At 59.2% G+C, this 13600-nt stretch carries 9 protein-coding genes; 2 read left to right on the top strand and 7 right to left on the bottom strand.

The genetic code is table 11. The annotated features are described in order from the left end of the window. Nucleotides 1–7 precede the first annotated feature (7 nt). The 7 genes from algG to yaaA form a co-directional block, all read right to left on the bottom strand. Nucleotides 8–1597, bottom strand: a complete 1590-nt coding sequence (gene algG / locus AC07VO_RS15265; RefSeq protein WP_064620193.1) for a mannuronan 5-epimerase AlgG — start codon at nucleotides 1595–1597, stop codon at nucleotides 8–10. A gap of 26 nt (nucleotides 1598–1623) precedes the next feature. Next, nucleotides 1624–3111 carry an alginate export family protein gene (locus AC07VO_RS15270; protein ID WP_086944728.1) on the bottom strand — a complete coding sequence of 496 codons (1488 nt, stop codon included), beginning with the start codon at nucleotides 3109–3111 and terminating at the stop codon, nucleotides 1624–1626. Beyond that, nucleotides 3108–4532, bottom strand: coding sequence for an alginate biosynthesis TPR repeat lipoprotein AlgK (gene algK, locus AC07VO_RS15275; RefSeq protein ID WP_018927126.1), 1425 nt, complete (start codon nucleotides 4530–4532; stop codon nucleotides 3108–3110). Before algK ends, AC07VO_RS15270 begins: the two co-directional genes overlap by 4 nt. A gap of 9 nt (nucleotides 4533–4541) precedes the next feature. Further along, nucleotides 4542–5711: an alginate biosynthesis protein Alg44 gene (locus tag AC07VO_RS15280; RefSeq protein ID WP_086944729.1), complete on the bottom strand. Its 1170-nt coding sequence runs from the start codon at nucleotides 5709–5711 to the stop codon at nucleotides 4542–4544. Nucleotides 5712–5746: 35 nt separating this feature from the next. Beyond that, a complete protein-coding gene (gene alg8, locus AC07VO_RS15285; RefSeq protein WP_370741111.1) occupies nucleotides 5747–7228 on the bottom strand; it encodes a mannuronan synthase in 1482 nt (493 codons plus the stop codon). A 199-nt stretch (nucleotides 7229–7427) separates the two neighbouring features. After that, nucleotides 7428–8744 (bottom strand): nucleotide sugar dehydrogenase, encoded by a 1317-nt coding sequence (locus AC07VO_RS15290; protein ID WP_064620187.1) that lies wholly within the window; start codon nucleotides 8742–8744, stop codon nucleotides 7428–7430. Between the two features lie 835 nt (nucleotides 8745–9579). Continuing rightward, a complete protein-coding gene (yaaA, locus tag AC07VO_RS15295) occupies nucleotides 9580–10359 on the bottom strand; it encodes a peroxide stress protein YaaA (RefSeq protein WP_064620184.1) in 780 nt (259 codons plus the stop codon). Between the two features lie 322 nt (nucleotides 10360–10681). On the opposite strand from yaaA, the gene AC07VO_RS15300 reads away from it, so the two are divergent. Beyond that, the gene (locus AC07VO_RS15300) at nucleotides 10682–11806 is read left to right on the top strand and encodes a polysaccharide deacetylase family protein (protein WP_018927121.1); all 1125 of its coding nucleotides are present in this window, start codon (nucleotides 10682–10684) and stop codon (nucleotides 11804–11806) included. Nucleotides 11807–12141: 335 nt separating this feature from the next. Next, nucleotides 12142–13533 (top strand): PhoH family protein, encoded by a 1392-nt coding sequence (locus tag AC07VO_RS15305; RefSeq protein WP_018927120.1) that lies wholly within the window; start codon nucleotides 12142–12144, stop codon nucleotides 13531–13533. The last annotated feature ends 67 nt before the right edge of the window (nucleotides 13534–13600 follow it).

Raw genomic sequence — 13600 nt, forward strand, 5'->3', positions numbered from 1 at the left:
ATTATCCTCAGTCCCGCATTTCGGTCTGGCGTTCGACAGGGTCGATCAGCACGGCTTTCTGCTGGCGCACCAGCAGGTCGAGAATTTCATCCTGACGCTCGCCGAGAATTCCCGAGAAGCTGATGCCGCTGGTTTTGGTCGGTGCGAGCATCGACACGCGATACAACTCCACGCTCAGCGGCGAGTCGATCGACAGCGGTCCGCTGCCGTTGGCAGCCAGTTCACCACCGACCACGATCAGCGACACTTCGGCATCGAACGGGTCGAGCTTGATGTCCCGGTCGGTGTCGCTCAGGTCTTTGATGTGCCCGTAGACACCGGTCAGGCCGTTGGCCATCGAGACGTTTTCGTACAGGCGAATGTTCACGCTGTTACGAATACGGATGCCGTGGCGTCGGTTGCTGATCACCTGGTTGCCCCACAGCAGGTTGTCGGCACTCTCGTAGAGGGTGATGCCGTCGGTGTGGTTCTTGTAGATCTCGTTGTAGGCGATCAGGTTGTTCACGCTGTTACGGTCGATCACCAGGCCCGACAGGTGGTTGTCGTAGCTGCGGTTGTTGAAGATGAAGCTGTCGTTGACCTCACGGGAAATAATGATCCCGTGCTTCTTCTTGGTTCCGTACACCGTGTTGTCGGCGATGATCAGGCCGTGGGAACGGTCATGGGGGTCGATGCCGTAGACGATGTTGTCTTTGTAGGTGTTGCCCTTGACCACGAAGTCGCGGGTTTCGTAGCAGTAGAAGCCGTACCACATGTCCGAGAACTCGGAGCCGACGATCCAGCCGGTCGGTTCAGGGCGCTTGAGCACCTTGGCCATGTTCGGCGTGTACTGGGAAATACTCACGCCGTAGGACTTACTGTTGGCGTAACCGAAACTGGCGATCTTGCTGTTGGCGATGTAGGTCTCGGTGCCGCCCCAGGACAACAGGAACGGCCGGAATTCCTTGGGCGACGAGAAGGCCGCCGGACCGTTGGCCTTCTCGCTCCAGCCGGTGATCTTGGTATCACGCACAAACAGCTGACCATCGTTGACCAGGAATGAGCCGGCCTCTTGGGACAGGCGCAATTCCTGGGTCTGTTTGTCGATTTCCAGAATGCCGTGTCTGCCCACCACGATCGGCAACTTTGCCAGGAACACACCTGGCGACGTTTCGCTGAGGTACTGCTTGGGCAGCTTCTTGGTCAGGTCCTTGAGGTTCATGTAGCCGTCGTCGACGAAGATCGCCTGCGGGATGCCGTGCTGACGCACCACCCACTCGGCCATCTTGTTGTCGCCGCCGATGAAGTCCTTCAAGGCGTCTTCCTGCATCATCCGGCGTATGCTGATCTTGCCGGGCTTGGTGCGCACGATTTTCGCGGCAATGGCTTCGGCGGTGTAGCCAGAAGTGTCCGGCAGTTTCGGCTTGGCCAGGTCCAGCGGCGCAGTTGGCGCGCTGCTGACGGTGTAGGTCTTGGCCTGTTGCAGCCCCTTGGCTATGGTCGTCGATTTGCCCTGTTGCACAGACTTGGCCGGTTCGACGGTGGCGAAGGCGGCTGCGCTGGCCAGCAGCAGCGCGCCGGCCAGCAGGCTGATCGAGCCTTTCTTGGCGCTGTTCATGTCGGGCACTCCCTTCGCGGTTTGCATCAGAAGCGCCAGATCACGTCGATAAACGCACGGTGCATGTACGAGTCGACTTCTTTGCCATAGGCATCGCCGGGCTTGAACACACCGCCACGGAACCGCACCAGGGCCGAAGGCTCATCGATCGACTGGCTCAACGCTGCCGGCAACAGGCCTTGCTTGAAGTACTTGGTGACCACCAGGTCCATTTCCTGACCGAGGTCCTTGTTGCCATCTTCCAGCGGCAGGGAGGTGCTGGAGAGGATCGCGCCGGTCGCGTCGTCGGTGTTGTTTTCAACAGCGTTGATGCCGTTGTTGCCCACCGGCTTGTTGCCGTCCACACGCCAGAACTTGTGGTAGATCAGGCTGGCGTCGTATTCGTCGTTGAGCATCCAGGAGCCGAACAGCGTAGCGGTCTGCATGTTGTTCATTTCGCCACGGAAGGCTTCGCCGAAACGGTGAACCCGCGAGCGAGTACCGGTGTAGTTCGAGCGGTTGCTTTCCAGGCCGTTCTGTTGGTACTCGGCGCTGGCGCGGGCATAGGCTGCACCGACTTGCCACTGCGGATCGAGACGCAGACGAACACCCAGGTCGGTAGCCCAGCCGTTCAGGTCTTCACCACGCTTGGCTTCTGCCGGGCGAGTGCCGTCGGCATTCAACGGGTTGACCGTGTCACGGTCGCCGTTCATGCCGGTGATGCTGCCCCAGTAATTGACGGTGTTGGTGTTGCGCCAGTTGTAGGCATCACTGTCGGCGGTGAGGCCGAGCCAGCTGATGTCGCCGTTCTGTTTCTTGTCCAGGGTATCGCCAGCCACGCCCGGCTCCGGATAGTCGAGCTTGCCGTTATCGTGCGTGTGATGACCGCGAATGCCGACCCAGTTACCGGGTGTCCACTGATACGCCGCATCGGCGTAGGCGTGCAGGCGATCCTTGTCTTTGGGGGACAGTTCTTTCAGGTCGGTGCGATATTCGCTGAAGCGTTCGGCGATACCGACGTTGGCGCGCAACAGGGTGGTGTCGAAGGTCCAGTTCAGGGCTTCGATGTTGGTGTCGCGCCATTGGCCGTCGTCGTTTCGCAGGCGTTGGCGACCGAACTTGAGGATCTCGCCAGGGTAAGGCGTGAGGCCCTTGTAACCGACCCAGAACTCGCGCATCGCCAGGTAGTTTTTCCTGGTCTTGCGATCACCGCTGTCGGTGGTCTGGGTGCCGCTGTTGTCGGACTGTTGCAGGGTGTCGGTTTCGATGATGTCGGTGGACGTCACGGCCTGACCCATCGCGTAGGCGCTCCACGCGCCGCTTTCGCCATAGACCCAAGGGCGCAGGTCGAGGCCGACGCCGTTAACGTCGCCGCCACCGGCGGTGCCCAGGTCACTGTCGTTTTCGGACTGGCCGGTAACTTTGACTTCGAGACCGAAGTTCTTGTCTTCGGTCAGGGCCGCCAGGGTCGGGCACGACCACAGCAGGGCGAATGTCAGGCCAATACCGGCCTGCACGAATGGATTGAGTTTCATAGGGATTCCTCGCCGTCTTCTTCTTGCAAAGCGTGCAGTTCCAGCGTGTCCGGACTCACGGTGCTACGAATGGCTTGCTCTTGTTTGAGCAGGCGTTGGGCCTCGGCCAGCCGGTCAGGCGGCAGTTGCGCTTCGAGTGTTTGCGCAAGCTCAGTGGCTTGCGGGGTGTCTTGAGCCTTGGCCAATTGGCTGAAGACGTAAGCGTTGACCGGGTCGGGCCGGGTGCCCTTGCCTTGGGAGAACAGTTGGGCGATGGCGAAATCGGCGCTGTTCTGGCCGTTGCGCGCAGCGGTCAGCAGGTGATCCAGGGCTTTCTGCGGATAGACCTTGCCCAGGTAACCGCGACGGTAAATCTGGCCGAGGTAGTAATCGGCGGCGACTTCCCGGCCGAGGGCTTTCTTGAAGTGCTCTTCGGCGACCTTGGCGTCGGCCGGCACCATCTTGCCTTCGTAGTAGAGCTTGCCCAGCAACAGTTCGGCGCGCGGCTGGTCGGCGGCGCGGCCGTTGTCCAGGTACTTCATCATCGTGTCGACGTCGCCCAGTTCAGGGAAGTCGTAGAGCAATTGCGCCAGGCTGACCCAGGACGCCGGGTAGCCCGGGGCGATGCCTTCGAGCAGCGACTGAGCGGTTTTTTCGTCGGTCTTGCCCAGGCTCGCATCGCCCAGCACGCGGGCCACGCTGTCGACCCGTTGCGCGGAGACGGTGCCACGGCTGTGAGCGGCCTGCATCTGCTTGATCAGCTCGGCCTGTTGCTCGGGCTGGCCACGTTTCTGATAGACCGTGGCCAGTTCGACGTAGCAGATGTCGGTGGTGTTCAACGCCGCTTTGCAGATCTTTTCCACGTCATTCAGGTGTTGGTCGTAAGTGCCCTGGGTGCGATAGAGCAGCACCTGGGCCAGACCTGCTTCCGGTTTGCCTTCGGCGCGCCATTGGCTGATCTGCTGCTGTGCGTTGACGTTGGGGAAGCTGTGCGGGAATTGCAGATACAGCATCGCCAACGGGATCAGGGTGTTGCCTTCGCCATTGGTCGCGGCTTTCTTCAACAGTGCCTCGGCTTCGTGGTGTTCGGCTTCGGTGGCGCCAGGTTTGGCCACCAGCAGGCGACCCAGACGAGCCTGAGCCCGCGGCGAGACGCTGGCTGCGGCGCGGTAAGTCGCCTCGGCCTTTTTGATCTGCGCCGGGTCGCGGCTGTCGACCTGAATGTCGGCCAGCCCAACCTGGGCTTCGCTGTAGCCCAGGTCGGCCAGTTGCTGATAGTTCTGCGCCGCCAGCGTGGTATCACCGCGCTTGAGGGCTTCATTGGCCAGGCGCTGGTCGGGCAGGCCGGCGCAACCGGCCAGGCTTACGGCCAGTGCAACTGCACACAGTGATCCTATGTGGGTGCGCGGTGTTCTGAGGATTTGTGGAGTCGTCACGGGCATGTCCTCTGTTTAAAGACCGGCGGCCATGGCTTTGTTGATCAGCCAGTTCAGGTTCGGGCCACGGGTGCTGTTCACTTCCGCCGGGCGACCGGCGAGTGCGCTGTCCAGCGGCTCGTCAGGTTTGATCTGCACGCGGATATCGGATGACAGGTCTTCGCTTTTCAGGCTGGTGCTGCTGACGATCTTGCCGGTACGGGTCTGGTCTTCGCCGGCGATCTGGAAGCTGACCGTGGTGCCTGGGCGCACGTCGCCGAACTGGCGATAGGAGAAGCGTGCTTCAACGTTGGCTTCGGTATTGCGTGGCACCAGTTGGAAGATCACGTCACCTTTGTTGGCGTATTGACCGTTAGCCACCAGTTGCTGGGCCACGGTGCAATCGCACGGAGAGGTCAGGGTGCCGGTCATTTGCTTGCCGAAGAGCTCTTCAACCTTGGACGGTTGCAGTTGGTTTTCGTCCAGATGGCCTTTGAGTACGTCGAGCATGCTGGTGCTGAAGGTCGCCAGCGGGGCGCCTTTGGCGGCAACGCCGTCAGCCTTGATCAGGCTCTGCACGGTGCCGTCGCGCGGCATGGTGATGTTCATGCCTTGCACGCTGACCAGGCCAGCCTGGGCGTGGCTGACGAAGTACATGCCGTACACCGATTTGAAGATAAAACCGAACGCCACCAGGCCGACCACGAAGATACCGGCGCTGAAGGTCACCGCTTTCAGACGGCCGAGCGCGGTCATGCCATGACCGCCGTCCTTGACCTTGCGCGCCTTGGTGAAGTTGTCGCGTTGCAGGGTTGCGAGCATTTCACCCACGCTGACGATGTCACCGGCCAGGTGCGAAGTAATCAGGTGGCGCAGGGTGGAAATGTCCCGGGGTTCCAGGTTCTGGAACTGGCAACCTACGCGGCCGGTCTGGCGGTCGACGGAGCGGATCTGCAACTCCACGTCCATGGCCAGACCGAGGTTGTCGATGACGAATTGCAGGCGGGCCTTGTGCACATCGCCGACCTTCAGCGGCAACTGACCGGCGTTGAACGCCAGGCCGCCGGCGGAAAGGTCGATGACCCGGGCTTCGACCGGGGTCCGGTCAGGGCCGAAGAAACGCAGCTTGGCCGGAATTTTCACACGGGCGTGTTGGCGCTGGGCTTCGGATTCGTGCACTACGTTGCTGTTGACGGCGATATTCATATGGGCGATTTCCTAGTTAATTCAGGCGAGTTCGGTCAGACCATCATCAGCAGCACGGCGACAAAGATGCTGCCGGCGGAGAAGGTCATGGTCCGAGACGACCAGGTGTTGAACCAACGTTGAAAGCTGGCGAGATCACGGGTCAGAGAAGTGGGCTGGCGAGTCCAGGATTGTTGATCGAGGCGGAAGAACACGTAGATCTTCACCAGCGCGCCGACGATCTGGTTGTAATAGAGAATGGCCGGGTATGCCGGGCCGATCCGGTGACCGGAACAGGACAGCAACAGGGTCAGGATCAGGCGGGTGATGCCGATCCACAGCAGGTAAACCAGGATGAACGCGGTGCCGTACTTGAAGGTGGCGATGAGCGCCACCGTCAGGCCCAGCAGGGACGTCCACATCGACACGCGCTGATCGAACAGCACCACTGACGTGAACAGGCCGAGGCGTTTCATCCCCAGGCCCAGGGCGCGGGAGTTCTGCCGCAGGTTGTTGCCGTACCAACGGAACATCAGTTTGCGACTGGCCTTGATGAAGCTCTTTTCCGGCGGGTGTTCCACGGTATGGATCGCGGCGTCGGGCACATAGAACGTGTCGTAACCCAGGCGCATCAGGCTGAACCAGCTCGACTTGTCGTCACCGGTCAGGAACTTGAAGCGGCCCAGGCGCCAGTGTTGCAGCGAGTCGCTTTCCACGTCGGCGATGAAGTCCGGGTTGGTGACCACGGTGGCGCGGAACACCGACATCCGGCCAGTCATGGTCAGCACGCGCTTGGACAGGGCCATGGAGCACATGTTGATGTGGCGCTGGGCGAATCGCAGTTTGTGCCATTCGCTCATGATGTAGCCGCCGCGCACTTCGCAGAACTCGTTGGTGGTCAGGCCGCCGACATTGCCGAACAGCTGGAACCACGGCACGGTCTTGAGCACGACGCCTTCGGCCAGCACGGTGTCGCCATCGATCACGGCAACCACGGCACGGTCGTCCGGCAGGTGGCGGGAGATGGCGCGGAAACCATAGGCCAGCCCATCGCGCTTGCCGGTGCCGGGAATGCGCACGAAGTCGAGCTTGACCCGTGTCGGTGGGTTCATGCGTTTCCAGAGGCTCTTGACCAGCAGCTCATCGGACATTTCGACGATGGAGCACACCACGGTAGTCGGCAGGCCGCAGTCGATGGCCTCGCGGATCACCGAGCTGTAGACCTGCGCGGTGGTCAGCGCGTCGATACGGAAGCTGGTGACCATCAGGAACACGTGGGACGGGTCTGCCTCTTTGCCCAGCTTGCGCACTTTGCGCCGCAGGTGCGGGTAGACCACGTACAGAAACAGCATGCCGCGCAAAAAGTGCGTGGCACCCATCGAGTAGCGCCAGATACCGACGATACCGATCAGGAAGATGAAGTCCTTCGACTCGGAGTCGAACGTGGACGGAGGCAACGCCAGGGCGATGCCCATTAATAAACTTAGGTAAAACAGCCAACCGGCGGCCTGAAGTAGGCCGTGCTTTAGCCTGTGCATAATCTGCATCCGTCTCGATCTCGGGCGGAGCCCGATTGGGTTAAGGCAGGCTTGTGAAAACTGGCGCCACCCGGTTTGGATAACGCCAGAATCCCTGTAGGAGCTGGCGAAGCCTGCGATCTTTTGATCTTTCGCTTGGGATTCAAGTGAGCTGGGAAAGATCGCAGCCTCGTTTCACTCGACAGCTCCTACAGGCGTGTTACCAGCAGATACCTTCGGTGCGCTTGCTGACGCTGGTGGCTTGAGACATGAAGCCGACCAGGTCGACCACTTGCTTGCCGTGCGGTGCTTCCAGTGCCAGGGCGCGGAATTTCTCATCACGGTTGCCGAGGATGATCACGTCGGAGTTGTTGATCACTTCCTCGAAGTTCGAGTTGAGCAAGGACGAGACGTGAGGGATCTTCGACTCGATGTAATCCTTGTTCGCACCGTGGACACGGGCGTACTCGACGTTGCTGTCGTAGATGCTCAGGTCGTAGCCCTTGCCGATCAGCATTTCCGCCAGATCGACCAGCGGGCTTTCGCGCAGGTCGTCGGTGCCGGCCTTGAAGCTCAGGCCCAGCAGGGCGACTTTGCGTTTGTCGTGGCTGGAGACGATGTCGAACGCGTTCTGCACCTGGGACTCGTTACTGCGCATCAGCGAGTTGAGCAGTGGTGCTTCGACGTCCAGGGAACCGGCGCGGTAGGTCAGGGCGCGCACATCTTTCGGCAGGCAGGAGCCGCCGAATGCGAAGCCAGGACGCATGTAGTACTGGGACAGGTTCAGTGTCTTGTCCTGGCAGACCACTTCCATCACTTCACGACCATCGACGCCGACAGCCTTGGCGATGTTGCCGATCTCGTTGGCGAAGGTCACCTTGGTGGCGTGCCACACGTTGCAGGTGTACTTGATCATCTCGGCAACGGCGATGTCCTTGCGGATGATCGGTGCGTCGAGTTCTTCGTACAGCGATTGCAGAACGTCGCCCGAAGCCTTGTCGAACTCGCCGATGACGGTCATTGGCGGCTGGTCGTAGTCGGCGATCGCGGTGCTTTCACGCAGGAACTCAGGGTTCACGGCAACGCCGAAGTCGACGCCTGCTTTCTTGCCGGAGCAGTCTTCGAGAATCGGGATGACCACGTTTGCCACGGTGCCCGGCAACACAGTGCTGCGCACGACGATGGTGTGGCGGGTGGTTTTGTCACGCAGAACAAAACCGATTTCGCGGCACACGGCCTCGATGTAGTTCAGTTCCAGGTCGCCGTTCTTTTTGCTCGGCGTGCCGACGCAGATCATCGACAGGTCGGTGTCGCGAATCGCCTCGGCGAAGTTGGTCGTGCCGCGCAGGCGGCCAGTCTCGATGCCCTGTTTCAGAAGTTCGCCCAGGCCAGGTTCAACGATCGGCGAACGACCGGCGTTGATCATATCGATCTTGTCTTTGGCAACATCGACGCCAACGACGTCATGGCCCCGTGCAGACAGGCAACCGGCACAGACTGCACCGACGTAACCCAAACCAAATATGCTGATGCGCATCGCATTTACCTCTCAGTTAATCAAGACTGTGTTCAACAAGCCATTACATGGCCGGAGTTAATGGTGTTCAGCGGTCATAATGCACTCGCAAGTGCGGCCTTAAAGGCGTCACAATGCCGGGTGCAGGCATACTAAGTTCCGAGTGTCTAAATAAGTGCACTCAAGAAGTGCGCAACCAGGCCTTATTGTTATGACGTGCCCTGTTATGCAGCCGACCCTCTAATCAGAGGACGTTCGTGCAAAGGTCTTGCGCGCTCAATGCCAGGCCAGAAGCCCGTAAATCAAGCGGTTGGGTGCTCGGGTGAGCACGTTTATAGGGGCGCAGCCGTGGCCTTGTAGGGGATATTAATGATGCGTTATCTCCTGTCCTTCATGTGTTGCCCAAACAAGTGATCCATAAGTTCAAGTTAATATGACAACTTCGCTATCGGGACCGCTTCTCTGTGTAAGTTATCTCGTACGTTCGCCGAGAGAATCGTTACGGGTGGTATGAGCGACGCATTTGGACATAGTTCCAGTCCACCCATCGCGATTTCTGGAATTTCTTGAAATATTGAAAAAGATGGCACTGCTTTCATATTGATAGCACTTGCCGTTTCGCCCTTTATATATAGGGTGATTATTGCCTTGGGTACTTTTTTGCCACTACTCACAAAAATTTTCAGTGCCACTACTGAAAAAAATCAGCAAAGTCGAGTGAAACAAAAGTTAGAAAATCGAGTGCTTGTTTTTTGGCGCCAATAAGTCGGCGAAAAGGGCGGGGATTGTTCGAGGATCGAAGGGGTAGCGCACGACGAAGTTGTTGGTGTCGTGCGCGAATTGAGTGCGGGTCTGGTTACTCCGGTGCGTGATCGCGCAGGAACACCAGATTGTCCGGTTTAGACTGTTCGCTGCTGTAGCGATAACCCTGAACATCGAACTGCTGGAGGGCGACCGGGTCATTGATGCGTTCTTCGATGACGAAGCGGCTCATCATCCCGCGGGCCTTTTTCGCGTAGAAGCTGATGATTTTGTACTGGCCGTTCTTCAAATCCTTGAACTCGGTATTGATGATGCGCGCGTTCAAGGCGCTGCGTTTGACCGCCGAGAAGTATTCGTTGGAGGCCAGGTTCAGCAGCACATCGTCGCCCTGATCGGCCAGCGCTTCGTTCAGCCATTCGCTGATCCGCGTGCCCCAGAAGGCATACAGATCCTTGCCACGGGCATTGGCCAGCTTGGTGCCCATCTCCAGCCGATAGGGCTGCATCAGGTCCAGAGGGCGAAGCAGGCCGTACAGGCCGGAGAGCATGCGCAAGTGCTGCTGGGCGTAATCGAAGTCGGCTTCGCTGAAGGTTTGTGCATTCAGGCCGGTGTACACGTCACCCTTGAATGCCAGCAAGGCCTGCTTGGCGTTGGCAGGGGTGAAGGCCGGGGTCCAGCTGCCGAAACGTGCGGCATTGAGGCCGCCAATCTTATCGGAGACGTGCATCAGCTCGCTGATCTGCGCCGGTGTCAGGTCGCGCAGTTGCAGGATCAGTTCCTGGGAGTGGTCGAGGTATTGCGGCTGAGTGAAGCGCTGGGTCGCCGGCGGTGTTTCGTAATCGAGGGTCTTGGCGGGGGAAATCACCATCAGCATGAAGTCGGCTCCTTTAATCGTGGGGGCGATTCTAGGGGGTTGTCTGTGTTGACTCCAGCTATGGGTGTCATAGGTGATCGGTGGTGTCGCCAGGTTTTGTGGCAGAAGAAGATCCTGTGGCGAGGGAGCTTGCTCCCGCTCGAGCGCGAAGCGGTCGCAATACAGGCGCATGGTTTTATCCAGAGAAAGTATTTGTCGGTTTGGGGCTGCTTCGCAGCCCAACGGGAGCAAGCTCCCTCGCCACAATGAGTTCGGCGCAGATGCGGGAATTTGAACGCTATCGGCTATAGTGCCGCGCGGGTTTTGTTATGGAGACATCCCATTGCGTATCGTTTTTCTATTCTTCGCCTCGCTGTTGAGTTTCGTCGCCCAGGCGGCGCCGGGCGATGTGGCGACGCTGGATCGCAGCACCTGGCCTGAGCGGCTCAGCAACCCGACCCTGTTCGACGTTGCCTCCCGGGCCGAAATCCTCATGTTCGCCCGCGTCCTGCTCGCCAGCGAATCGCTCGATGAAGCAAGCCTGGCTCAACGCCTGGGCCTGCGCACCGTCAATCTGGAGTCGGTCAACCAGCTGCGCCAGCGCATGTGGCAGCGGTTGCTGAGCAACTACAACTTCGCCCAGCAGAGTTGCGATCAGGATGCCTCTTTCTGTTTCCTCGTCGAGGACATGGATACCTTGCGTGAGCAAGCGGCCAAGTTTCAGATCAGCAACGACAGCTACTACATCAAGTGGGCCGAGCCGAGCCGGTTGTTCCACGCCCAGTATCTGGACGAGCAATTGCGCAAGGCCGCGCTGTTCCCGCAGACCAGCAGCGAAGTCGATCGTTTTGGCGACTATGAGCGCAATGGCGATGCCATGAATGATCGCCTGTTCCTGCTGACTTTCGACAGCGCTGCCAATGCCGTGCCGGATAACACTGCCTGGGTCACCGAGTACCTGCGCAAATCGAACATGAGCGCGACGTTCTTCGTCCTCGGCAAGGACATCCAGGCCCGTCTGGCTGAAGGTTCGGCGACCAGCCTGCAAGGGACCTATTCGCAGCAATGCGTTGGTGTGCAGGGTTGGGAGTTCCGTTCCCACAGCCACTGGCAAGACTGGCAGGACTCGGTGCGGCGCAGCGCCGAGCTGGTCAAGGGCAAGCTGCCGGAGAATTACGTGCCGCTGTTTCGTCCGCCCGATGGCCAGCGTCGGTCCGATGCTGAAGGCTTCTTCAGGTCTCAGGGTTTGCAGGTGGCACTGTGGGACATCGATGCCCAGGACGGCGCCGGCAAGCTCAAGGGCAGCCAGAGTGCGCAACGGGTGCTGACCCTGATGCTGCTGTGGCGGCACGGGGTGATCAACTTCAATGTGAAGCAGGACGCGCTGAAAACCGCGATGCCCTGGCTCATCACGCAAACGGCGCCAAGCGGGATCGGTTGGGAAAACTGTCAGGACGCGTTTCGCTGAAACGGGGAAAGCCCGTAAACATTGGGGCAGGGACGTTTTTGGAGGAGATTTCGATGCAGGCGGACTTCCGACTTTAGCGGGGTGCTGGCAGTCCGCCAAGTGCTATTGGTCATTCTGAAAAATAAACTTCAAAAAAACGTCAAAGTGCTTTTTTCTGTCATGTGTTTTGGAGTATTACGAAGACAGACCGCCGAAACCTGCAACACAGGTGGCGTCTTCCAAGACTCCGTTTGGGTTGCAATCACTTGAGTCTGAGCAGGTGATTTCGGTGGCCACTTCGAGGCGCAGCACTGTCATGGTATTGCGTCGACTGGCTCCCACAAAGGTGACCGAGTATGGATGATCACGGACGTAGCCCTTCCAACCAGCCAATCCTTTATGTACTCGATACCAACGTATTGATTCACGATCCAAACGCCCTGCTTAACTTCGAAGAACACCACGTCGCGATCCCGATGACCGTGCTTGAAGAGCTGGACAAGCTCAAGAGCGGGCCTCACAGCGTTGCAGCGGAATGCCGCCAGGCCATTCGGCTGATCGACAAGACCCTGGGCGATGCCAGCCCCGAAGACGTCGAACTCGGCGTTCCGATCCAGCGTGGCAAGGGCGGGCCCAAGGGCTTGCTGTCAATTCTGATGAGCAAGCGTGCCGAGCCGAACATCATTCTGCCCGAGCACCTGAACGACAACATCATCATCAACCAGCTGATCGACCTGCGCGCGCGTGATGCAAAACTGCCCGTGGTGCTGGTCACAAAAGACATCAACATGCGCCTCAAGGCCCGGGCTTGTGGGATCGCGGCCGAGGACTACAGTACCGACCAACTGGTCGACGACGTTTCGTTGCTGCCCAACGGTTACCACAACATGACCGGCTCCTTCTGGGACCGGGTGAGTAAAGTCGAAACCCGGCAGGATCATGGTCGCACCTGGCATCAGGTGCAGCTGATCGACAACCTGCCTGCCGTGCACGTTAACGAGTTCATCATCGACGAACAGGGCTTTGTCGGCTGGATCAAGGAAATCCAGGTCGACAAATTGTTGATCCTCGACCTGCATCAGGAGCCTCTGTTGCACCAGGAAGCCTGGGGCCTGAAACCGCGTGACATCTATCAAAGCCTGGCGCTGTACGCCTTGCTCGATCCGGACATTCATCTGGTGAACCTGTCCGGCGCGGCCGGTTCCGGTAAAACCATCCTGGCCCTGGCGGCGGCCATCGAGCAGACCATGGTCAGCAAACGCTACCGGCGCATCATTGCCACCCGCAGCGTGCAGGGGCTCGATCAGGAAATCGGTTTCCTGCCCGGCACCGAAGCGGAAAAGATGGAGCCTTGGCTGGGCGCCATCACCGACAACCTCGAAGCCTTGCACATGGATGACGAAAACACCCATGGCAGCGTCGACTACATCCTCAGCAAAGTGCCGTTGCAGTTCAAATCCCTCAACTACATTCGAGGCCGTAGCTTCCAGCAGAGCCTGATCCTGATCGATGAATGCCAGAACCTCACGCCGCACCAGATGAAAACCATCATCACCCGTGCTGGCGCCGGTTCCAAAGTGGTGTGCCTGGGCAACCTGGCGCAGATCGACACCCCTTACCTGTCCGCGACCAGCTCCGGGCTGACGTACCTGACCGAACGCTTCAAAGACTTCCCCAACGGTGTACACATCACCCTGCAAGGGGTGCCACGTTCGATTCTGGCCGAATACGCCGAATCGCATCTGTAACCTTGAACCACAAAAACGGGGCGACCTCACGGGTCGCCCCGTTTTTTGTGTCTCGCATTTCCTCTGT

The organism is Pseudomonas sp. GW821-FHT03E01 (assembly GCF_059420765.1).